Origin of the sequence: Luteibacter aegosomatissinici (assembly GCF_023078495.1) — a bacterium.
Classification (GTDB): Bacteria; Pseudomonadota; Gammaproteobacteria; order Xanthomonadales; family Rhodanobacteraceae; genus Luteibacter; species Luteibacter aegosomatissinici.
In genome coordinates this window covers 4,179,674-4,201,910 of sequence record NZ_CP095742.1, presented here as the reverse complement: position 1 = coordinate 4,201,910, position 22,237 = coordinate 4,179,674, and the positions used below count along the sequence as shown (strand labels likewise).

At 62.4% G+C, this 22,237-nt stretch carries 24 protein-coding genes; 7 read left to right on the top strand and 17 right to left on the bottom strand.

Annotation, left to right across the window (positions count from 1 at the left end; translation table 11 throughout):
* Positions 1-105: 105 nt before the first annotated feature.
* Positions 106-525 (bottom strand): hypothetical protein, encoded by a 420-nt coding sequence (locus tag L2Y97_RS18880; protein WP_247429713.1) that lies wholly within the window; start codon positions 523-525, stop codon positions 106-108.
* 223 nt (positions 526-748) lie between these two features.
* Positions 749-1,660, bottom strand: coding sequence for a LysR family transcriptional regulator (locus L2Y97_RS18875; RefSeq protein WP_247429711.1), 912 nt, complete (start codon positions 1,658-1,660; stop codon positions 749-751).
* A 171-nt stretch (positions 1,661-1,831) separates the two neighbouring features.
* On the opposite strand from L2Y97_RS18875, the gene L2Y97_RS18870 reads away from it, so the two are divergent.
* A complete protein-coding gene (locus tag L2Y97_RS18870; protein WP_247429709.1) occupies positions 1,832-2,842 on the top strand; it encodes a zinc-dependent alcohol dehydrogenase family protein in 1,011 nt (336 codons plus the stop codon).
* Positions 2,843-3,062: 220 nt separating this feature from the next.
* Complete coding sequence (locus L2Y97_RS18865) at positions 3,063-3,974, top strand: MASE1 domain-containing protein (protein WP_247429707.1); 912 nt, start codon at positions 3,063-3,065, stop codon at positions 3,972-3,974.
* Between the two features lie 9 nt (positions 3,975-3,983).
* Here the strand turns inward: L2Y97_RS18865 and L2Y97_RS18860 are convergent, their stop codons facing one another.
* Together L2Y97_RS18860 and L2Y97_RS18855 are read right to left on the bottom strand one after the other, a co-directional pair.
* Positions 3,984-4,433, bottom strand: a complete 450-nt coding sequence (locus tag L2Y97_RS18860) for a hypothetical protein (protein WP_247429705.1) — start codon at positions 4,431-4,433, stop codon at positions 3,984-3,986.
* Between the two features lie 319 nt (positions 4,434-4,752).
* A complete protein-coding gene (locus L2Y97_RS18855) occupies positions 4,753-5,331 on the bottom strand; it encodes a hypothetical protein (protein ID WP_247429702.1) in 579 nt (192 codons plus the stop codon).
* Positions 5,332-5,570: 239 nt separating this feature from the next.
* Between L2Y97_RS18855 and L2Y97_RS18850 the strand changes: the two genes are divergently transcribed.
* Positions 5,571-6,392: an AraC family transcriptional regulator gene (locus L2Y97_RS18850; protein WP_247429699.1), complete on the top strand. Its 822-nt coding sequence runs from the start codon at positions 5,571-5,573 to the stop codon at positions 6,390-6,392.
* Positions 6,393-6,403: 11 nt separating this feature from the next.
* Positions 6,404-7,477: an alpha/beta hydrolase family protein gene (locus L2Y97_RS18845; protein ID WP_247429696.1), complete on the top strand. Its 1,074-nt coding sequence runs from the start codon at positions 6,404-6,406 to the stop codon at positions 7,475-7,477.
* Here L2Y97_RS18845 and L2Y97_RS18840 read toward each other — a convergent pair.
* The 10 genes from L2Y97_RS18840 to L2Y97_RS18795 form a co-directional block, all read right to left on the bottom strand.
* On the bottom strand, positions 7,474-7,734 hold the full coding sequence (locus tag L2Y97_RS18840; RefSeq protein WP_247429692.1) for a hypothetical protein: 261 nt from the start codon (positions 7,732-7,734) through the stop codon (positions 7,474-7,476). The two genes, L2Y97_RS18845 and L2Y97_RS18840, sit on opposite strands and share 4 nt — an antisense overlap.
* Positions 7,735-7,736: 2 nt before the next feature.
* Positions 7,737-9,677 (bottom strand): hypothetical protein, encoded by a 1,941-nt coding sequence (locus L2Y97_RS18835; protein WP_247429689.1) that lies wholly within the window; start codon positions 9,675-9,677, stop codon positions 7,737-7,739.
* 326 nt (positions 9,678-10,003) lie between these two features.
* Entirely contained in the window at positions 10,004-11,107 is a 1,104-nt protein-coding gene (locus L2Y97_RS18830) for a DUF6351 family protein (RefSeq protein WP_247429688.1), read from the bottom strand.
* Positions 11,108-11,196: 89 nt separating this feature from the next.
* Positions 11,197-12,756 (bottom strand): M56 family metallopeptidase, encoded by a 1,560-nt coding sequence (locus L2Y97_RS18825; RefSeq protein ID WP_247429686.1) that lies wholly within the window; start codon positions 12,754-12,756, stop codon positions 11,197-11,199.
* Between the two features lie 171 nt (positions 12,757-12,927).
* On the bottom strand, positions 12,928-13,791 hold the full coding sequence (locus tag L2Y97_RS18820) for an alpha/beta fold hydrolase (protein WP_247429684.1): 864 nt from the start codon (positions 13,789-13,791) through the stop codon (positions 12,928-12,930).
* An 85-nt stretch (positions 13,792-13,876) separates the two neighbouring features.
* Positions 13,877-14,371 carry an SRPBCC family protein gene (locus tag L2Y97_RS18815; protein WP_247429682.1) on the bottom strand — a complete coding sequence of 165 codons (495 nt, stop codon included), beginning with the start codon at positions 14,369-14,371 and terminating at the stop codon, positions 13,877-13,879.
* A complete protein-coding gene (locus L2Y97_RS18810) occupies positions 14,349-14,711 on the bottom strand; it encodes an ArsR/SmtB family transcription factor (RefSeq protein ID WP_247429680.1) in 363 nt (120 codons plus the stop codon). The genes L2Y97_RS18815 and L2Y97_RS18810 overlap by 23 nt, the downstream gene beginning before the upstream one ends.
* A gap of 5 nt (positions 14,712-14,716) precedes the next feature.
* Entirely contained in the window at positions 14,717-15,766 is a 1,050-nt protein-coding gene (locus tag L2Y97_RS18805; RefSeq protein WP_247429678.1) for an alcohol dehydrogenase catalytic domain-containing protein, read from the bottom strand.
* Complete coding sequence (locus L2Y97_RS18800) at positions 15,763-16,104, bottom strand: carboxymuconolactone decarboxylase family protein (RefSeq protein ID WP_283248292.1); 342 nt, start codon at positions 16,102-16,104, stop codon at positions 15,763-15,765. The genes L2Y97_RS18805 and L2Y97_RS18800 overlap by 4 nt, the downstream gene beginning before the upstream one ends.
* 12 nt (positions 16,105-16,116) lie before the next feature.
* Positions 16,117-16,398, bottom strand: a complete 282-nt coding sequence (locus L2Y97_RS18795; protein WP_247429677.1) for a hypothetical protein — start codon at positions 16,396-16,398, stop codon at positions 16,117-16,119.
* 181 nt (positions 16,399-16,579) lie between these two features.
* Here L2Y97_RS18795 and gcvA point away from each other — a divergent pair, with 181 nt between their 5' ends.
* Complete coding sequence (gene gcvA, locus L2Y97_RS18790) at positions 16,580-17,491, top strand: transcriptional regulator GcvA (RefSeq protein ID WP_247429675.1); 912 nt, start codon at positions 16,580-16,582, stop codon at positions 17,489-17,491.
* A gap of 20 nt (positions 17,492-17,511) precedes the next feature.
* Here the strand turns inward: gcvA and L2Y97_RS18785 are convergent, their stop codons facing one another.
* From L2Y97_RS18785 to L2Y97_RS18775, 3 genes are all read right to left on the bottom strand, one after another.
* On the bottom strand, positions 17,512-18,285 hold the full coding sequence (locus tag L2Y97_RS18785) for an SDR family NAD(P)-dependent oxidoreductase (RefSeq protein ID WP_247429673.1): 774 nt from the start codon (positions 18,283-18,285) through the stop codon (positions 17,512-17,514).
* Positions 18,286-18,385: 100 nt separating this feature from the next.
* Complete coding sequence (locus tag L2Y97_RS18780) at positions 18,386-19,399, bottom strand: alpha/beta fold hydrolase (RefSeq protein WP_247436905.1); 1,014 nt, start codon at positions 19,397-19,399, stop codon at positions 18,386-18,388.
* Between the two features lie 5 nt (positions 19,400-19,404).
* Positions 19,405-20,346, bottom strand: coding sequence for a LysR family transcriptional regulator (locus L2Y97_RS18775; RefSeq protein ID WP_247429671.1), 942 nt, complete (start codon positions 20,344-20,346; stop codon positions 19,405-19,407).
* Between the two features lie 112 nt (positions 20,347-20,458).
* Between L2Y97_RS18775 and L2Y97_RS18770 the strand changes: the two genes are divergently transcribed.
* Complete coding sequence (locus L2Y97_RS18770; RefSeq protein ID WP_247429668.1) at positions 20,459-21,895, top strand: NAD-dependent succinate-semialdehyde dehydrogenase; 1,437 nt, start codon at positions 20,459-20,461, stop codon at positions 21,893-21,895.
* 10 nt (positions 21,896-21,905) lie between these two features.
* Positions 21,906-22,235: a carboxymuconolactone decarboxylase family protein gene (locus L2Y97_RS18765; protein ID WP_247429666.1), complete on the top strand. Its 330-nt coding sequence runs from the start codon at positions 21,906-21,908 to the stop codon at positions 22,233-22,235.
* The last annotated feature ends 2 nt before the right edge of the window (positions 22,236-22,237 follow it).

Genomic DNA, 22,237 nt, shown 5'->3' with positions numbered 1-22,237 from the left:
CAGAGCATGCGCCGCCTAAAGGAGGCGCATGCCTTTCGGCTCGCGACGAGAACTAATTATCGCGCGGCCGGCAACGCCAAAGAAGGCGTGTGAGCGGGTTGGTCGTCAGAGCTGCAGGGCTGTTACTGCGATATGCAGTTCAGTCGGGCTTTTCCCGGTTGGCGACGCCGTGACAAGCCCTTGCACGGAGACCGTCTTACCTATCATTGCCTTCAGGTGCGAGGCGAGCTGGGCATCGTTCGAAGAGAACGACAGGTCATACACGTGGTAGGCGTTCTGCGAGAAATTGTCCTTCTGCGAGGACGCCGAAAAATTGATCGGCTTCTGAAGATGTAGGTAGGTATACATATGAGTCGAGCCACCCTGCGTGGCTTCACCCTGGCGGACTTCGGCACGGAGCCAGGGCGATGGCTGCCCTTGGTTGACGACGATAGCCTGGTCGTCGCCGCCGGCGGTAAACGCCCCCTGGCCAAACGCCGCAAGGGAACCACCGAGAAAGACCACTGCCGCCAACGCCCGAATCATGGAGCCTCTTCTATTCCGTGCCGACAATTAGCGAATTCTCGGCATCGAACCAGCGCATTGCAAGCAGCGGTTTAAGGTGCAAGCGCTCGCGGGCATGACCTCCACCGCGGGGGCAGGGTCGCTCAGTTGCAAAGAGCCCGTTCCGGCATCGTGGGACGACCCCTGCATGGCTTGTCTGAATAATCGTTTCACTATCTATGCCAGCAGCCCCTGGCCGAGGTCGTCACTCCAACCACGTGCGATCGAGCGAGGCGAAGCGTTTCTGGAGCCAGTCGGCAAACGCGCGTACCTGCGGGGCAACAAAGGTACGCGTGGGGAGCAGTAAGGCGACGGGGCGCGCCGGAGGCCGATACGTTTTGAGTATCTCCACAAGTCCTCCCCGCTGCAGCTGCTGATCAACCAGTAGCCCCGGCACTTGTACGATCCCCAGGCTGGCGACTGCGCATTCGACATAGGCCGTGGAGTCGTTCACCAGAATCGGGCTCGGATACGTCACGCTGCGTTCGACGTCGTTCACTACGTACTGCCAAGGCAGTACGCGCTTGTTGATGCCCGATTGGAAGTTCACGACGGTGTGTGAGACGAGGTCGTCGGGGTGGATCGGCTCGCCCCACTCATCAAGGTAGGCGGGCGATGCGCATGTGATCATGCGCGCACCTCCCAGCCTGCGCGCAACAAGGCTGGAACTCGGGAGCTCGCCCATACGGATGGCGCAGTCCACGCCCTCAGCAACCAGGTCCACGGTTCGATCACTCACGCCCAGCGTCAACACGATGCCTGGATGCGTGCGACGAAAGTCTCCCAGTGCCTCGATGACGGCACGCACGGCAAACGCCGGAGGTAAATCGAGCCGCAGGCGCCCCGTGACCGCCCCATCGTTGGCGCCGAACATGGTGGTGGCCTCGGCGACCACGGCCAATACCTCTTCGGCCTTGGCCATAAAGGCTTCACCGGCGGGCGTCAGGTTGACCATGCGGGTCGTGCGCTGGAAAAGCCTGACCCCCAGCTCCGCCTCCAGCTGGTTGATGACCAGGGTCACCTTGGGTCGGCTGATCTGCATGGCATCCGCGACGCGCGTGAAGCTGCGCAACTCGGCGAGCTTGCTGAAGACGCGTATCGAGTCGAGTAGTTCCATATCGGATCACGGCCTGCGGAGGAAGGGCAACGGCGCGGTTGCGTCTGATTGTTATCGCTGATAACAACAATCTTGACAACAACAGGGCATTTATCGAGAGCACCGAAGGGCGAAGAATTTCCGTGTCGGCACTGCCTGTAGGGCACGGCCTTTCCACTCTCGGAGAACTCCATGAAAGCTTGGCTCTTGAACGACTTTGGTCTCGATAACCTCCAGCCCGGTGAAACGCCTACGCCGACGCCCAAGCCAGGTGAATTGCTAGTCAAGGTAGGCGCGGTGTCGCTCAACTTCCGCGACAAGGCCATTGTCGATGGGATCTATGAGCCTGCCAGTGTGCCCAAGCCGCTCATTCCGGTCAGCGACGCCGCTGGCACGGTAGTGGCCATCGGCGAGGGCGTCACCCGCTTCAAGGTGGGTGACCGCGTTAATTCCCATCTCTACTCCACGTGGATTGATGGGGCCCCTCTGCCGGACGCGCCGGCGCACTGCGTGGGTATGCCGCTTCCCGGTGGTCTTGCGGAATTCATGATCATCCACGAGACCAGCGCCGTAGCGGCACCTGGCAACATGACCGACGAGGAGGCCTCGACCCTTCCCATCGCGGCGTTGACCGCGTGGTACTCCCTGGTCGATTACGCCGATATCAAGGCCGGCCAGACCGTATTAGTGCAGGGTACCGGCGGCGTCTCGGTGTTTGCCGTGCAGATTGCAAAGGCCCTGGGGGCGCGCGTTATCGCGACGTCCAGTAACGACGAGAATCTGGCCAAGATCGCTGCCTTGGGCGCCGACGCCCTGATCAACTATCGCAAGACGCCCGCGTGGGACACAGAGGCACTGAATCTCACGGACGGACTGGGCGCCGACGTCGTCCTGGATGTCGCCGGTGGCGATGGCATCAACCAGTCGGTGCAGGCGACCAAGGCGGGCGGGAAGATCGCGCAGATCGGCTTCCTTGGCGGTCAAACCGCGGCGTTGGATTTGATGCCTCTGATTTTTCGGCAGACCACGATCCGCGGCATCGCGGTAGGAACGCGCACCTCATTCGAACGCATGAACGCCTTCTTGAATGACCATGTTATCCGGCCGGTCATCGACACGGTGTACAGCTTTGACCAGGCACGTGAGGCCTACGAGCATCTCACCCGCGGCGCCTTCGGCAAAATTGTGATCAAGATCGACTGATCCCCTGGCGAAGGCGCCTCCCCACGCCTTCGCCTCAGACAATTCATCCCGTTGCTTGTCGTGGTGTCGCCTCCCCATAATTGGGGATACCGATCCGTCAATCGTGACGCTTTTTCGGCACCGAGTGCCACTTAGCCCGATAACTGCGACTTACAGCAGGATTTGGCCTTCCATTTCTGCCACCCTTTGAATCTCATCTTGAGGCGCTAAAGGAAGTGGCGTGACCAAAAGCACGAAGCATTGGCTGGTCTGGGGACAATATCTTGCTGTTGCGGCTGCCTATGCCGCCTTCTATCGGGTCGCTTTTCAGCTCAGCGTCTCCCATTGGGAGCTCACGGTGGGCTTCCGGCTGTGTTGCCTGTTGCTGGTGCCGATGCGCTTCTGGCCCGCCTTGGCCGTAGGTGAATTCCTCCCGGTGATGGAAAACGCCCTGGCCTGGGTGCACAAGTTCGGGCCGGTATGGGTGCTTGCCGCGGGCGTACCCCAGATCGTCGTCTGTATGGCCGCTATGAAACCCCTGCGCCGTTGGGGCACGGTACGCGCGCCGGATGGCAGCATCCGCATGGGTTATGTCATCGTCGCCACGCTGCTATGCGCACTGCTCAGTGCGTTGCGCGACACGGCATCGCTATGGGTCGCCTTGACCTACATGCCGGCCGAAGCCGCACCCTGGGGCAGCATTGGCGTCGGCTTCAGTGCCTATCTCCTGGGCGGCTTCCTCGGCGGGCTCACCCTCGCACCGGTTGTGCTGGCCGTGCAGGACCGCATGGCGCCCGAACCCACCTTCCGCATGTTTTGGCACAGCCCGCTGTTCCGGGATGTCTGTGTGTGGCTGGTGCCGGTGCTCGTCGTGTTGACGATCCAGGCTAACAGCGCTGAGATGCCCGGTACCCTGCAGCTGCTGCGCCTGGGCATGATTCTGCCGATGCTAAGCCTGGCCTGGCGGTATGGCTGGCACGGTGCTGCGATTGCCGGCTCAGCGGCGAGTCTCGCCATGGCACTCACCAGCGACACCATGCGCGATCCAGCGCTCATCTACTGCCAGGCCGCGCTCGCCCTGGCGTTCTCGGCGGCCTTGCTGCTGGGCGGCCTGCCTAAACCTGCCGCCCAGCCCGCACTGCAAGAGGGGTAAGCCTCAGGCTTATCCCTTGTTGCACTCGATCGGATCACCCTTGCAGTCGCCCCCCACGGCCATCAGCCGTGCCGTGCCATCTGTCTGCGGCGCCACGAAGACCTGGATGCCGTCACCGCTGTACACCTGGGTAGACACGCGGCTAGCCGGCGCAGGCAACGGCTCGTCCGGCGTCGACAGATTGCCGGCATCCGTGCCCACAGGCAGGCCCACCACGGTGTAAGGCGTACGAGCAAACGCCCCACGCACCACACCCTGTGCATCATTGATCTGGATATACCGGGTATTCCCTCGTACAAACACATAGACGTGCCAGTTGGGGCTGGCGCTGACATCGGTGGTGTTGGGCCAGGACTGGCCGAGACCGGTAACAGCCGGCGAAGCGGCAGCGGCAGAGCCAGCAAGGAGCCCGGTCATCAGGGCAAACACCGGCAAGGTACGACGGACGTACACGCGCATAAGACCTCCATGGTCGGAATGGTCCGACTAGCGTAGCGTGCGACAGCGCTGTCTTTGCTTTCGATATCCGGCAAATACGTGGTCTGGAATGGGTTTGCGCTACGCGGATTCGGCAAGGTTAGGGTAAGAACGATCTAACGATTCGCCACGCGTTCTGCGAGGGCCTCGATGGCTTCAGGGATAGTGCGAGCTAATTGGATGGAAGAGCATAAGGTCATCGTCGTCCTCCCGAGCATTGCATCTGCGCCATAATTCGACTCGCGACGCTTAGGCGTGGACCTAAGCGTCGCGAGCGGCCACTCTGCGTTGAATGCTGAGGTCAGGTGAGGCCAAACGCTCGGAGGTTCTTCTGCCGCACTTCGTCCAGAAGCGCGATTGCCGTGTCGGCACCTTGCCGAAGTTCGGCCTGGAGCCTATGGCAATGCTCAACATCACGTTTGGACAGTTGCGGAAGGATCTGCTCCATGACGTCTATCGCCCGTGCACCCTGCCAATCCAGAACCAGCCCGGACGCATACACAAGATGTGCATGTGGGTTGAGCATCGCTTCTGATCCATCCAGAAATTGCAAGAAAGCCTGCAAGCTCGTCGGGGGCCCAGGACGAAGGGCATCCGTCAGTTCTGGGTGTGCCAGTACGCGATCCACGATGGCTTCTTCAAGAAGCTCGTCCCTCGCAATAAATCCGCCGGAAGAAAAACGATTGCTGTAGAGCAGGTTCTCCCCGAAGAAATCAAGCAACGGGAACCTGAAATGCCATAGATGCATGCCACGCGGCACGTATTCGAGGAGGACACCCCGCAATACGTGCTCGAATTCTCCGTGGAAGAAATACCCCCCGGATTGCTTAAGACCCTCAATACGCTGACACATCAATCGAGCGATCTTTCGCTTATTCATTCTTCACTGGCCTACATGGATAGATGTGTGCGAACACAGTGCCTATTGGGAGCGTAGCAGCATCGGTCAGTCGCACTAGGGGTGTAATTAGGCAGTCTTGGTCTCACGGCCCTGTGGCATGTGCTTCGTTCGTTCCGAACTGGTGATCCCGGTCAGGCGCGTACGCCATCGCAAGCAAGATTTATCAAATGCGTACCCCTCAGGCCCTCTATGATCTCCTGACACGACGGAGTGGGCATATGCCGGCAGTCCAACGCGCAGTCTGGTACATCGAAAGTCACTCCAGCGAAGAACTCTCGCTGGGTGATGTCGCCAGTGCGGCCGGTATCTCTTCTTTCCACCTGGCGCGGCTGTTTCGTGCGGCTACTGGCTGGTCCGTGGCCCGTTACATCCGCGTACGTCGGTTGAGCCAGGCGGCGGCGGAGCTCGCTGCCGGTGCGCCGGATATCCTGCCCCTTGCCCTTTCCTCGGGCTATGGCTCGCACGAGGCGTTCACCCGCGCCTTCCGCGATGCCTTCGGCCTGCCGCCGGAAGAGGTGCGCAAGCGTGGCCACCTCGATGGCCTCGCCATTCTCGCTCCAGTGCGCGTCATGGAAGAGCCCGTAGGCCCGGCCCCTGAGCTGCGCACGGAAGTGATCGGCCCACTGCTGCTGACCGGTATCGAAGCCTCGTACCTGTCCAGCGATACCGCAGGCATTCCATCGCAGTGGCAGCGCCTGCACACCGAGCAGTCGCTGGACCGCTGCCGCTACACCTACGGCGTGTGCAGCGCCACCGATGGGGAAGGGCGGCTTGATTACCTCGCGGGCTACGAGGTGGAGCACTTCGGCCAGGCACCTAACGGTTACCGCCGCCTGCGCCTGCCGCAGCAGCGTTACCTCGTGGCCCGCCACGAAGGCCACATCGGCTCGATCCCCCGCACCTGGCACGCGCTGTTGAGCGACTGGCTGCCCGCCGCGGGTTACACCCCCGTCGATGCCCCCGACTTTGAACGCTACGACGCCGCCTTCGATCCCACGACGGGCTATGGCGGTGTCGATATCTGTGTCCCCGTGGAATAAGGGAATCCAACATGTTTCAAATGAGCTTGAGTCGAAGCTTCATCGCCCTCGTCCTGTTCGCGCTGGCAGGGCAAGCCGTGGCCGCCGTGGGCGAAACCCACCGCACCACGACCACCCCTACGGCGGCACTGCGCAATGCCGATGGCTCACCCAAGGTGGCGATCACCGTGTGGTACCCCGCAAAAGAAGGTGCCCACGAAACCCTGCGTGTGATCGGTCCGGATAACGCCCCCCTGTTCAAAACGGGGAGTGCCGCCGACGATGCACCACCCGCGCAAGGCCGGTACCCCGTGGTGCTGCTCTCCCACGGCTTCGGCGGTACCGCTCGCATGATGGCTTGGTTTGGCACGGCACTCGCGCGCACCGGCATCGTCGTCATCGCCGTAGACCACCCGGGAAGCAACGGCCGCGGCCTGATCACGGGTAACGGCGCGGCATGGTGGTGGGAGCGCGCCGAAGACCTCAAGGCCGCGTGGAACACCATTCAGGCCGATCCGGAACTCTCGCCACATATCGATGCGAAACGACTTGGCGTGGCGGGATTCTCGGCGGGTGGCTTTGCGGCTCTCGTTGCTGGCGGCGCACGCGTGGATGTCCAGCACTTCGCCGACTTCTGCCAGAAGCACCCCAACGACGGCGTGTGCGCACCGCAGCTCGAAGCGCCCGACCTAACCGCCCGTGACATCGGCAAGTGGCTGAAGGATCCGGCCATGCAGGCACGCTTCAAGGACGCTGCCGCGGATCACGCCATTCCCGGCGTCCGTGCCGTATTCGTCATGGCCCCGGCCATCGTGCAGGCCATCGCACCGGATTCCCTGCGCCGCATGCAGGTGCCTGTCTCTATCCTGGTAGGCACCGCGGATACCGTCGCACCACCAGCCACCAATGCCGATGTGGTCGCGCAGCTAGTACCGGGTGCGACGGAGCAGCGCCTGGCCGGCGCCACGCACTACGATTTCCTGGGTGATTGCCAGCCGCCCGCAAAGAAAGCCGTACCGCAATGCGCCCAGGCAAACCACCAGGCGCAGGCGCACGAAGCGGCGCTTGCGGCAGCGATCAAGGTGTTCCAGCAGGCATGGCATTAATCCTTGCCAGGCTTCCCCGCCGCCTTGCGCACCAGCGTGTCAAACGCGGTAGCCGTCTGCTCATCAGTGAACTCGCAATGGCCGTCGCCGACGGGATCAAGCACGGTCAGCCACTGACCACCGCCCGCGGCTTTGACCTGCTCCGGATACACCGCATGGAAACGCCTGGTGATGGTCGGATCGAAGGCGTTCCACTGCATGACGAGTGGGGTGCCGATATGGCCGGTGAGCGTGGCGTTTAGCTTATCCTTCCGCATGGCTAAAGATGGATATGAGGGTGAGTTAGGTCGTGCCACGCTTTGTCAACGGCTTTCTTCACATCACCTAAGACCTCTTTGCCCACGTCGTCGATGTCAGAAGGCTTCTTAACGACCCGCGTGAAGCGGTCCCACGATACGACAACGACCGCGTTTGCCTGCTTTAATCTGTCGAAAATCAGTAAAGCCGCCTTGACGAAGTCATTATTGGGTCCAAATTTCTGTCCGGCGAAAAGGACCTCCGGGTCGTCTTTCTTCGGACACTTGGGCTGAGTCTGTCGTTTCCATTCGCCTTGAAATGCGCCGATGCTCCCGGTGCTTTTCGGTACATCTGCGTCAGGAATAGCCGCTATATTCAAGTTCGCCGTCGCGAGATAGCCTTCCCTTTCTACGGAACTTCTCAGGTCGCTCCACGTTGAGCGAATGCTCCCATTCGTGTCTCCCTCCTTCAGAGATCCTCGCGCGCCTAAGCCTCGCTTTTGATATCTGGCAACTGTATCAATAAGTACCGATCCTGAGGCTGGCGAAGCTAGCAAAAGAGTGGGAAGTCTTAAGCCGAGTCTCAGATCTCCGGTTGTCTCAATCAGAACTGGAACATTCTGGCATGAGAACAAAGGGCCGAACATGATGGCTGTTTGATCAACTGCCTGAATCGGTCTTAGGGCAAGTCTAATATCGAGCGTATGTTGAGCCTCTCCAGTTAGTGTTGAGTCGGTTGAAATGCCGCCGCCAACGACAGTTCCGATGACTGCCTTCACGACGGCGCTCGCGCGCGCTGTTACGTGAATGGCTGCGTGCAGTCCATCCTCCGTGTGCCAAATTGGCTGTACTGAGTCGATCTGCAAGTCCCCTGATGTCGACGCCAAGGTCATCGTTAGACCGACATTGTCGTGCGCTAGAACGCTTGCGGTGGCGTCGACGAGGGTTCCATGAAGATCGTGAGCCTCAGCGTGAACACGGCGGCTTTCCGGCGCTAAAGAGCCGAATTCGAGAAGTGGGCGTTGAAGGAGTGATTTACCAAGCCAAAGCGCTACATCTGACTTGGGTGTGACTACGTTTGATGACTTCGATTGGATGTCTCGCTGAAGTCGATCTATAGTCTGGCGAAGCGCAACGGGGTCCGACGATAGTAAGGCGGGATCCAGTGGTTGAAAGGCTGGTCCGTCTCTAACCAGAAGCCAGATGCCATTTCCTATGGATAGCGGCATTGCGAACTCAACCGATTGACCAATGGTCGTGACCGGCATCGTTAGCTTGAGCTTGAAGTTAGTGTTAGCCAGCTTCACTTCGTCGTCGGAGTCTACCTTGACGTCGCTATGTGTTGGCACTCTTAAAGGAAGACGCACAATTAGAGCTTGGCCTAAAGCTTCAGCGACGTGCGCCGATGCAACGTTCTGCAGCAAATCCGATGCTCTTAAGTCGAGGATGTAAAACGATAAGGATGGCTTAAGGTCAAGCATTGAGATGCGGAATAGTGCCGTCGCCATGCCTGGGTCTCTTGACGTCTCTATCGCTTTGAGTATCAGTAACGCCTTTCCGTGGACCCGAGCGCTAATTGTGTCATTCGTTGAGTAGCTTGCTCGCAAGGCCACCTCGACTTGAGTTGAACCAGGCTGGATATCGGCATCAAGTGACTCAATTTCGAAGGTGACATTCGGTAACTGCTTAATCTGAAAAGTTGTCCCTTGATAGGTATCGAGGATGCGATTGATAACCCCTTCATTGAGATAGGCTGCCGCATCCCAGTCGTACGGTATACGTCCGCGGTTGAGCATCTGGCGAGCGATGTCTAGCTGAACGACCTCGTCCCGCAACGTCTCCTTTAGTTCGACACGATCGAGCCGATATGTGCGAATACAAATGAATGCGACCGCAGTGCAGAACAGTGCTAGCAACACGAGCCCGGCCCATCGCGCCACTCGTCCTAGTGAGATCGTTGCCATCGTGGGCCTCCACTCTATCGCCTGATTGGGTAATCCGCTCACCCTAGTGGCAATGAAGGATTCCGCCTTGACTTGGGTGTCATGGAAGGGAGCCTACGCTTGAGAAATCTCCCTCTCGACATGTCAGATGTCGTAAGTAGATTTACCCGCTCAAGAGTGGGAGATCGAGTAGCTCATTTCCTCGCTGTGATATTTGGCCGCAGAGACGTGTCCAATTTGATGACATCGCGAGCGCGATCTTGGCTTTCTGCGAGCGAGAGGCGATTCGGTCGGGCGCGCGAATCGGCGCTCGCAGCGGCCATCGAGGTCTTCCATGAGGTGCGGCATTAGTTCTTGCTGGACTTCGCTCCGACCTTGCGCACCAGCGTGTCAAACGCAGTAGCCGTCTGCTCATCGGTGAACTCGCAATGGCCATCACCCACGGGATCAAGCACGGTCAGCCACTGGCCATCACCCGCAGCTTTGATCTGCTCCGGATACACCGCATGGAACCGCGTGGTGATGGTCGGATCGAAGGCGTTCCACTGCATCACGAGTGGCGTGCCGATATGGCCGGTGAGCGTGGCGTTTTGCCGGGCATACGCCATCGCCTTCGGTGAGCCGCTATAGCGATGCACCTTGCGATTGAACGCGGCATCGTCGCCGAAGCCCTCATAGACTTCTTTGCGGTTATCGACCGGCATGCCGCCGGCGCGCTTCTCGAGTTCGCGGAACACCATGTAATACAGGCCCAGGGTGCCGGATAGGGTTTCCGGCTTCTCCTCCAGGCGTTTCGCCAGGATGGCGGCTTCCGCCGGGTGTGCCTTCAACGCGGCTTCGATGGCGTCGGGCGAGATGGCAGGCGGTGAATCCGGCGCCGCCAGATCGGGAATGACGCTCGGAATCAACGCATCAAAGGCCACGAGGGCCGTCACCACGCCACGAGCCAGGATATCCGGCGTGGACACGGTCAACCCGCAGGTGATCATCGCCCCAGTATACGCGTGCGGATAACGCTCGATGCTGGAGGCGACCTCCATCCCTCCCAGCGAAAAGCCATAGATATACGTGTGCCCCGGCTTGCCGTAGGTCTGAACGAAGTGCTGGCGGAGCCGCTCGTTGTCCGCAATCGCATCACTTACCGCCCAGCCCTGCGAGGCGTATTGGCTCTGGGCCACGGCGTAGCCTTTCTTGAGGAACACGGGCGTTGAATCCGCCGCCGTCATCGGCGTCGTGATCGGGGCGCCAACGGGCTGGTAGCCATGCATGAGCATGACCAGATCGCCGTTCCAGTGCTCGGGCACATCAATGCGGTAGAGCGCACCCTGCAAGGTGCCGGTGTACGCACCATGGCCGGGCTTCGCGGCATGCGCCGGCGGGGAAACGACGGCGCCGCCCAGCGCCAGGGCCACGCAGAATCCGGTCAGGTTGCGCCATGCGGTCACGGTCATCTCATCACTCCAAGGGCGGGAACGGGGCGCAAGGTTTCCCGGGCAGCCTCGAGAACGCTGCCGGCGGCCACCGTGCGCGGTGGATAGGCTCAGGTATCGGGTGGGGAAGCCATGGGCGAGTAACGGACGGCGTTCGCCAGCGTGCCATCCGCATCGACCACCAGCATGATCGTCTCGTCGCCGTTCGTGCGTACGACGCGATACGTATCTGCACCGAACTCGTTCACGCCGGTAAATGTGAAGGATTGCACGGCACCGATGCGCGCAAGATAGCTTTCGCGTGCGGCCTTCTGCTGCTGGCGTTCAAAGGCAAGCTCGGGGCTCATGCCAGCGCCACTGTCGGGGTCGCTAAGCAGCAGGCGCAGCGCTTTCTCGCTGCCGGGGAAGGGTTTCTGTGCCTTGATGCGCGCGGCGAGTGCCTCATTGATGCGATGCGCCGTCACATCGTCAATGCGGGGCCGATCGAGGATGATACGTCCGCCCTGGGTCGCTACCAGGCGCACGGCGTACCCCGACCCATCCATTACGAAGCGCACCGCCAGGGCATCGTTGCCCTGCACCGTGAACTGGTCATGGCCAGCGCCAACGAGGCGGAATGGCTTGGGTGCCGCCATCTGTCCCGTGATGCGGACCGATAGCGCCCCATCGGCCTGCGTCACCTCGACGAGCGACACAGGGCTGACCTGATAGAAACCGATATAGCGATTGAGATTCCCTGCGCGGTGCACGTCAGGCGGGGTGATCTGCGCGGCAAACACCGCCATGCCGATCGAAAGGCAGATCAACACCGCCGCCGATTCCCGCACGCCCCTGCGTGGTTTGCGCAGCATCTGGCGCATGCGCAGTTCAAGGAACGAGGCCGAATCGCTCATCGCCGGTAGCAGGGGGATGTGCCGCGATTTCTGCTGGCCGACGTGGAGCAGTGTTTCGCAGTATGCAGAGACATCGCCACCGTCCTGGAGGACCCGTGCATCGCAATCGATCTCGATGGCACGGCGCAGGCGGTGGAACTGCCACCACAGCGCCACGTTCCACGGCATGAGCGTGAGAAGGCCCAGGGCAAACGCAATGAGCAGTGGGTCGCGGGCTTCCCGGTGTGAGCATTCGTGGGCAAGGGCGTATGCCTGCTGTGCCTTGCTCATGGTGAGAAGCCATTCGGGAACGACGATCTGCGGGCGCAGCAGACCGATGACGGCCGGCCCGGTATCGGGCGTGATGCACACACGCTCGCCGTGCAGCGTACCGTCTCGCCAACCGCGCCTGCGCCGCGCGACCCAGAACACGCCAAGCACAAGCATCAGTGCCATGCATGCCGATGCCGCCATCCATAGATCAACCGCCACCTGGTCGGCACTGATCGACAGCCCATACACCGGGCTATGGTCGAGGTGGAGCTGGGTGAGGGGTGTTCGAATGGATGTGGCGTCACTGAGCAGCAGCGGGGCTGAGGCCCTACCGTCTGCCGCGCTACCAGGGAGCCGTATCGAAGCAAAAGCGATGATCACCGGCATCACCAGCGATCCCAGCAGGGAAGCCAGCCACGGCCACCGCGTCGATGCGCCACGATCCTTTGCTGCCCGTTCGACCATGAATGCCGCGACGGCCAGGACAAGCCCCACCATCAACGCATAAAGCATCCAGGCAATCATCAGGACGCCTCCGTGGCGGAACGTTCGGCCAGCAGCCAACGCACGCGATGGATCAGCCCCTTTCCACGATCCGCCAGTGAGATAGTCATCCCTTGGGTCCGTTCCTACTATGAAGATAGTAGTAACTCGGCCGGCGAGGGCGTGTCAACTATGGGTTTAGTAGGAGCGGGCTTACCCAAGAAACCGCCCAACCATCTCCGCCATCATCGGCTCCACAGGCAACGTGTAATGCGTCGTGCCCGGTACGATGGCCAGCTCGTTGCTGGGTCGCTGCGAGCCATCCACGCCTGCATCGTGCTGCCCACCACCCAGCGCCTTCCAGAACTCAACCATGTGTTCCGGTCGTACGGCATCCGCATCGGCATAGACCAGCAGCGTGCGTGCCTTGATCCGGGCGACGTCCGCACTCCAGTCGAACGGGTGTGCGGTCATTTCGCCGGTCTTCCTGAAAAGATTCGTCCAGTCGACATCGGGGTAGGCCTTGCCTAACGGCGATGCCTTCACACCGGGGCCGACGTTGGGCGCATTGGCCTCCATCTGCTGGAAGGCCTTCACTACATCGGGATAGAAGCCATCCTGCTTCATGACCGCTGAGACGATGACGAGCCGGTCCACTACCTGTGGATGACGAATGGCGATCTGCTGCGCGACGCTGCCGCCGAGCGAATAGCCCATCACATCAGCCTTATCGAGCTTCAGGTGGCCGATGAGCGCGGCCATATCATCGGCCAGGGATTCGCAACGCAGCGGCCGGGCGGTATCGGGTGTACGCCCGTGGCCCTGCAGGTGTGGCGTGATCACCTGCCGGTGTTTGGCGAGTTCGGCGAGGTTCCCACCGAAGCAATCCGGATTGATGCCGCCGTGCAGGAGGATGAGCGGCTTGCCGGTGCCATGCACGCTGTAGAAGACGTGCTGGCCGTTGACGTCGGCGAAGTGCTCATTGGAAGCCAGGGGCGTTTCCTTGGCTTCAAGCGGCAGTACGGCTGCCATCACGGTGGCGGCCATGGCCGTCTTCAGGAAATCACGTCGACGCATAACGTCCTCCCCAGGTACCCAACGAACTGGCGCAGCGGCGATCGCGTATTGCAGCGAACCGCCGCTGGCCGTGGCGTGGTGACGATCAGGCAGCGAGCAGTTCGTCCAACTGGGCGAACTGTTCCGGCAGGCCTTCGGCCGAACCGGTGATGGCTTCGTCGCGGGCTGCCGTGGTGGGGTAGAGCTCATGCAGCGTGACGAACGTCTTGCCGCCGCGCGCTTCGAAGCTCACCGTGGTCAGGGCACCATCGGGGCCTTCTTCGTTGGTCCAGACCATGCGCTGGTTCGGCGTGACTTCCTTGTAGGTGCCGAAGAAGGTCATCGGCTGATCGAACTGCGGATGGCTGAAGGTGAGGCGATAGCCGCCACCGGTGCGGATGTCCATCTCGCACGACACCATGGTCATGCCCGCGGATTTCGGCACCCACCACTGCTTGAACAAATCGGGCGTGCTCCACGCCTTGAAGACCAGATGCAGCGGTGCATCGAACGTTCGCGTCACGACGAGCTCGCGGTCGCCCCTGGCCTCTACGTTGGTGCGGTTCTTGACGGCGGTACTACCTTCGTTTCCGTGGGGCATGTGCCTTCTCCTCGCGTTTCAACTGTTCGACAACGGCATCCAGCGCATCAAAGCGTGCGCTCCAGAGTTCGCGGTGCTTCTCGATCCAGGCCGCCTCCTCTTCGAGGCGGCGCTCACCCAGCCGGCAGGTCCGTACACGCCCCACCTTTTCCGTCGTGACCAGGCCGGCATCCTCCAGGACACTGACGTGTTTCTTCATGCCCGTCAGGGTCATCTGGAAACGCTGGGCAAGGTCGGACACCGAGGCATCCGCCCGCCCCAGCTGCTCCAGCACCCCGCGCCGGGTGACATCGGAGAGGGCGGCGAAGGTGGCGTCGAGGCGGGCTTGATAGTGAACCATGTGGTTCACTGTATGCCGGGTGCGGGGCCTTTGCAAGGGGAGGGTGTGAGTACAAGCCGAAAACGCGCTTCTCCGGCGCTGAGCTTTGCGATCGCGGCATTGGCGTCGGCGAGGGGATAGCACTCGACCATCGGCAAGCGCTGCGTCAGCTCGCTGAACGCAAGCGCCCGCTCGATGTCCCGCGGTGTACCGGTGAGTGAGCCGTGGACGGAACGTTCCGCAATCACCAAGGGGCCGCCAGCCATCGGCATGGCCTCACGGCCTGCGGCGAGAAGGATCAATCGACCGCCTGGTGCAAGGCCGGCGACGAACGATGCCGTGAGTTGTGCGTCGGCCACGGTAGAGATAATGCACTGCGCACCGCCGAGCGCACTCAGCCGCGCCGGTCCATCGCCGTGGGCCGTATCGATATACGCGTGTGCACCAAGCCGCTCGGCATCTACGGCTTTTGCCGTGCCGCGACCCATGGCGACGACACGGAAACCCATGCGGTTGGCATACTGGATCGCCATATGCCCCAGCCCGCCAATCCCGAGGATGGCAACGGTATCCGAGGGCTGGGCATTGGACTTTCGCAACGCGTTGAGGGTCGCCACACCAGCACAGAGAATCGGCGCAGCCTCGACGGGATCGAGCGCAGTCGGGATCGACACCAGGCCGGTGCCGCGTGCCAGCATGAGTTCCGCGTAGCCGCCGTCACGCGATGAACCCACGAAGGCCTGGTGAGGGCACAGGTGGAACTGTCCCTCACCGCACACACGGCAGTGCCCGCAATGGCCGGCCAGTCGCCCCACGCCCACCCGCTGGCCTACTGCCCAGATAGGCGCGACGCCTGAGCCGATGTCGATGATGCGCCCGACCACCTCGTGCCCGGGCACGCGCGTTGAGCCAGGCGTGCTGGCTGCAACGCGGATGTCAGCGAGATCCGCACCACACATGCCACACGCCTCGACCTGGATCAGCACTTCACCCGCGGGCGGCGTGGGGCGCCTGCGGGTGACGAACTCAAGCGCGCCCGAGGGCGTGACTTGCAGGGCGCGGTAGGTCGGGCTCATTCCGGGCGGAACGCGTCGAATGCATCGAGTGCGCGCGCGGTATATGTCAGGGCTGCACCGGCATTCAGCGCGATGGCGGTGCCAAGAACCTCCGCGATCTCTTCGCGAGTGGCGCCGTGATCGGCCGCGAGTTTCGCGTGCGTGGCGATGCAACCATCACAACGGGTTGTGATGGCCACCGCGAGTGCGATGAGTTCGTGGATCTTCGGCCCCAGGGTGCCGTGGGCGGCTGCACCGGAGATCATGCCGAGCCCGCGCATGGCATCGGGGTTGAGCGCGGCGAAGGCGCCGACCGTTGTGTGCAGGGCTTCGCGGTAGGTCTTCCAATCGTTGAGCATCGGTCGGTTCCTTCAGGCGGCGTCGTAGACGCGCACGTCGGGTGCGTCGGCCAGAAGCGGTTTAAGGGCGTTGACCACATCGCGCGTGAAGAGGGCACTGCCGAGGTAGGCAGCCGCGTTACGGGCCGTATCAAAGCCATGCAGGACTTGTACGTCTTCGTCACGAATCAGCAAGGTCTTGCTTTGCGCACCCACGATCGTGGTGAGGAACTCGGCTTTGTACTTCTCGTACACGCCCGCGGCGGCGGGCCGATGCGCGGGGTCAATCTTCAGGGTGATTTGCAGGTATGCCATGGCTTCGTGTCTCGTCGTTGAAACGTCGGTCGGAATGCCGGGCCGAAGGGAACCGCACCGGCCAGGGGCCAGTGGTGTTGCTCGGGCGGCGGGGAGTGGTGTTGCTGGAGACCATGGTGGGACTTGCCGTGCTGGCGCTCAAACGGGATATTCTTTCGTACCTCGATAGAAAACCTTCGCGATGAAGTCCCCGGTCTACCTCAACGCCCTCCGGGCTTTCGAAGCGGCGGCAAGGCTTCAGAGCTTTGCGGCGGCGGCTGCGGAATTGCACGTCACGCCAGCTGCCATCGGGCAACTGGTACGCGGCCTGGAAGACTGGCTTGGGGTGCCCTTGTTTCACCGCACACCGAAAGGAAAACTTCGCCTGGTGCCCACCGAGGCCGCGGAGCGTGCGTTACCGGAGATTCGCGCGGGCTTCGATCGGCTGACCGTAGGCCTTAGCCGCCTGCGGCAGGGTGGCCGCAGCGGTGTGCTTACCGTGACGGTTAGTCCGGCGTTTGCGGCGAAATGGCTCTTGCCGCGTCTGGAGCGGTTCCGCGAGGAGTGCGCGGAAACCGACGTACGCCTGGATACCAACCACCGCCTGGTCGATTTCGACGAACAAGGGATCGATATCGGCGTCCGTTACGGCCGCGGGAGCTGGCCGGGTCTGGTCGCCGAGAAACTGATGGATGAACTGGTGTACCCGGTGTGCTCGCCGCGTTGGCTTGAAGCACATGGACATACGGCGACGCCTGCGAGCCTGGCGTCGGCGACCTTGATCCACGATCTATCCGTGGATACGCATGCCGGCTTCCCATCGTGGGCGGCGTGGTTCGAACAGGCAGGCGTGAAGGGCGCGGATGTGTCGCGCGGCCTGCAGATCAACAATTCGGCTGCCGTATTGCAGGCAGCGATCGATGGCCAGGGCGTGGCGCTGGCGCGCAGCGTGATGGCCAGCGATGACGTGGCGAGTGGCCGGTTAATCCGGTTGTGCCCCACGGTGGAATTCGCCTCACCGTTGGCTTACTACGTGGTGTATCGCGCGGACAGCGCCTCGTTGCCGAAGCTGGTGGCGTTCCGCGAATGGCTGCATCGTGAGGCGACGCGTTAAGCGCCGCCCCACCGTGCCGGTCAGTTGCGACCGGCCATCACACCGCCATCCACATCCCAGATCGCCCCGGTGACCCACGAGGCGCGATCCGAGAGCAGGAACGCGACGACCTCGGCGACATCCTGCGGCGTGCCAACGCGACCGATCGGGTGGAAGGCGTTGAAGCCGTGCAGCGCCTCGTGCACCTGCTCCTTCGGGATGAAGCCTTCGTAGATCGGTGTATGCACCACGGCTGGCGCCACGGCATTCACGCGAATGCCCTTGGGGGCGAGTTCCATGGCGGCATGTTGGGTGAGGGCGTGCAGGCCGGCCTTGGCCATGGAGTAGGCCGATGAGGGCGTGGCAGCGATGGCCTGGTGCGCCCACATGGATCCGATATTGACGATGGCACCCGGGCGGTCGCGTGCCACGAGGTTCGCCGCGACCTTCTGGGTGATGAAGAACGATGCCTTGTTGAGCTGCATGTAGCGCTCATAGTCCGCCGCCGTGTGCTCCAGGAAGGGCTTGGGCGCGAACACGCCTGCGGCGTTCACGAGCAGGTCGATATCGCCATGCCCCGCGTCGATCGCCTGCAGTGCCGTGGACAGGCCGGCATCGCTGGCCAGGTCGGCGACCAGGACCGAGGCGTCGCCCAGTGCCGTCAGTTCGCGCAGGGCCTCCTCGGCCTTGTTGGCGCGCTGGCCAAGCACGACCACCGAACCGCCTTGCGAGGCGACCATCCGCGCCGTCGCCAGGCCCATGCCGCTCGTGCCGCCGACGACCAGCAGCTTCTTGCCTTCAAATTCGCGTGCCATACCGGTGTACCCAATGCAGTGAATGAATACGGCATTGTTTCCAACCGGGCAGGGCGGCGGCAAACGAGAATTTGTTCCTGTGTCGCGAAGAAAATCTATCTCAATTGTCCCCCGCCAGAACACGCCGGATGGCATCGATTACCACCTCGGGTCGGTCGAACGGGATCAGGTGGCTGGTGTTGGCGACGTACTCGATACTGCCCCGCGACGACATGGCAGCGAGCTCGCGGTGCATCTGGTCCTTCATGGCGGAGCGTGCGTCGTACTGTGCCTGGGTAAACCGTTTGAGGCGTGTATACGGTGCATCGAGCACGATCAAGGGCATGTCGCCAAAATCGCGGCGCGTCGCACGGGTCTGCTCGGCGCCTTCGCGTGGGAAGGTCTGGTATTCCGACGCCACCGCCTGCTGATAGGCGAGCGTAGCGGCAATACGCATGTTCGCCGCGTTAATCGCCTCGCTGAAGCGCGCATCGGGTTCGCCCACGCACGTCGCATATGCCGGTGAATCCGTGGGGATGGTGCCGCTCTTCGCCGCATCGACGCAGTTGACTTCATCCGCTGCCGGCTTCGGACGTACATGCCCCTCGGCCTTGTCGAGCGCCTGAAGGCGGCGATCCTGATCCTCGTGTGATGGGTCGACCAACACCATGCCCACGACTTCGCTGCGGTAGCGGTCGGCAAACACACGGACAGCCCTTCCCCCCGAGGAATGGCCCACCACGACGTAAGGCGGCCGCACGCCCGCGATCCGCAGCGCCTTGTGAATATCATCGACGTCGTTGCGCGGCGTACCTGGCCGCGTGGCGGCATCGCTGAAGCCGAGCCCCGCGCGGTCGTACGAACAGGTCATGTTCGTCTCGCTGATCACCGGTTGCACCCGTGCCCAGGCAATCGTCGAATCGCTCAGCCCTGAGTCAAAGATGACGGCCGGCGAGCCCGTGCCGCGGCAGTAGAGGTTGATGCGCCGGCCACCGCCGACATCGACCAGGCGCACCGGTGCGGTGTAGACAGGATCCGTGATGACGGGAGGCTCAGTGGCGTCGGCCGCCCCGGCCGCCGCGGCCAGTGCTGCTGTGGCCAGCCATGAAACGGCGACCAGGCGTGCCCATGTCATTCCCCTCACGTCGCATTCCCTTTTGTGTAGGGTGCCACTGCCCAACAAGGTGGCGCACCAATCGCTGCTTTGAGTTGATCCAGTACCAAACGCACGGTAGCCGAAGGCTGCGCCAACGCCCGCAGCGCAAAGATCCCCGTTTCCGCGCGCTTGCGTCGGCCGCCCAGCGTCACTTCGACAAGATCACCGCGGTTCACATCGTCACCCACTATCCAATCCGGCAGGTAGGCGACACCCAAGCCGCCCAGCGCGGCCAAGCGCATCGCCTCGAAATCATCGCAGGCAAAGCCGGGCCGCCGCCCGGCGTAGCCGACCGGATGCCCCAGTACCTCCGCCCAGCCGAGCAGATCGTTACCGTGCATCTTGTCGATAAGACAGCACTCGGCCAGATCGTCCGGCGATGCCGGCCTTGGTCGTTCAGCGAAGTAACCCGGATGCGCACAGAGAATCCGTTGCTGCGTCGCCAGCCGTGTCGCGATCAAGACGCTATCCGCTAGCTCGCCAATGCGGATCACCAGATCCAGCCGTTCCGCCACCGGATCGGCGAGCCGTTCCGTGAGGTCGAGTTCGAAGCGCAACGCGGGATACCGTGCCGACAACGCCGCCATCACCGGCACGACGTAGCGCTTCCCGAACGTCGGAAAACACGCCAGCCGGAATACGCCACCGATCTCGCCACCGATCGATGCGATCTCCTGCTGTGCATCGGCGAGCTCATCCAAAATCCGTCGTGCACGTACAAGCAGGGCTTCGCCGGCATCGGTGAGCGTCAGCAGCCGGGTCGAGCGCAGGAACAGGGCCGTGCCCACCTGGGCTTCCAGCATGTCGATCTGCCGCGATACCGAGGACGGCTGCATGCCGCGGCGCCGTGCCGCGCCCGAGAAACTGCCTTCGCGCGCCACATCGGCAAACACGCCCAGGAATTCAGCGAATCGCTCCGACTGCATCTATGCACCCTGCGCAAAGCCGTTGACGGCAATGGATGGATTATCAACCAGAAGGGCCGCCCTTAGCCTTTTTCCCATGACGGAGACGCCCCGCCTCCCGAGGAAAAAGCCCATGAACGTTGCGTACGATCCCCTGTTTCTCTTTATCGGCGGCGAATGGCTGCCGGCTGTCGACCGCGACACCGCCCCCGTGATCAACCCCGCCGATGGCAGCGTGCTCGGCCGTGTGCCGCTCGCTACCGAGGCCGATCTCGACCGTGCCCTGGCCACTGCCAACGCCGTAGCCACCACCTGGCGCAACACCTTCCCCGATGTGCGCGCCACGATCCTGCGCCGCGCCGGCAGCCTTATTCGGGCACGGGCCTCGCAGATCGCCCGCACGCTCACGCTGGAAGAAGGCAAGCCGCTGAGCGAGGCGCTGGATGAAGTGGACCGCGCCGGCGAGTATTTCGAATGGTTTGCGGAAGAGGCACGCCGCATCGATGGCCGCGTGGTACCCGCCAATCGCCCGGGCGTGCAGCAGTTGGTTAAGCGCCAGGCCATCGGCCCCGTCGCCGCCTTCACGCCGTGGAACTTCCCGGCCATCACGCCGGCCCGCAAGCTCGCTGCGGCGTTGGCGGCCGGGTGCCCGGTCATCATCAAGCCGGGTGAAGAATCCCCCGGCACAGCCCTCGCGCTGGCTCGGGCGCTGGATGATGCCGGCCTGCCGCGGGGCGTATTGCAGGTCGTCTTCGGTGTGCCTGACCAGGTCTCGAAGCAGCTCATCGCCTCGCCGGTCATTCGCAAGGTGACCTTCACAGGCTCCGTGCCCGTGGGCCGTTTGCTTTCGGCACGCGCGGCGGAGGGCGTTAAACCCATCACCCTGGAACTCGGTGGGCACGGCCCGGTACTCGTGTTCAACGATGCGGATATCGAAGCCGCGGCCGTCGGCGGTGTCGCCAATCGGTTCCGCGGGACAGGCCAGGTGTGCATCTCGTCCACGCGCTTTCTTATCCAGCGCGAGGCGTATGAAACCTTCACGCGCTACTTCGTAGAGGCTGCCCGCAAGCTCAAGGTAGGCAATGGCCTGGTCGAAGGTACCCAGGTCGGCCCGCTCGCCAACGTTCGCCAACTGGAAAAGATGGAGCAGCTCGTCGCCGATGCGGTGGAGCGCGGCGCCAGGGTGCTGGTTGGCGGCAAGCGCGTTGCTGGCCCCGGGTTCTTCTTCGAACCGACCGTGCTCGCCGATGTACCGATGGACGCGCGCGTCATGCAGGAAGAACCCTTCGGTCCCATCGCGATCCTGCGCCCGTTCGATACATTGAAGGATGGCCTGGAAGAAGCGAATCGCCTGCCGTACGGCCTCTCGGCGTACGCCTTCACCCGCGATGCGCGCACGGCCATCGATGTGGGCGACGGCCTCGACGCCGGCATGATCGGAATCAACCAATACCGAATCATCGCCACCGAACTACCGTTTGGCGGCATGAAGGACAGCGGGCACGGTTCCGAAGGCGGCGCCGAAGGCATCGAGTTCTACCTCACCAACAAATTCATCAGCCAGGCTTGAGGCACACACCATGACGACGATTGATTTCAGCAGCCCGCGTGAAGCGGCGCGCGCGTTCACCCCGAAACTCACCGGCTTTGTCGAAGAGCCGTTGTTCTCGAAGGTGTGGCCGGATACGGACCTGGCAAAGCGCGATCGTTCCATCGCGACGGTCGCGGCGCTTATCGCTGGCGGTCATGCGAACGAGTTGCCAGCCCATTTGCGCCGCGCCGTGGAAAACGGCGTAACGAAGCGTGAGCTTTCCGGGCTGATCACGCACCTGGCGTTCTACGTAGGGTTTCCGGGGGCCATCACGGCATCGGCGATCGCCGCGGCCACGCTGGGGCCCCTGACGGATTGATA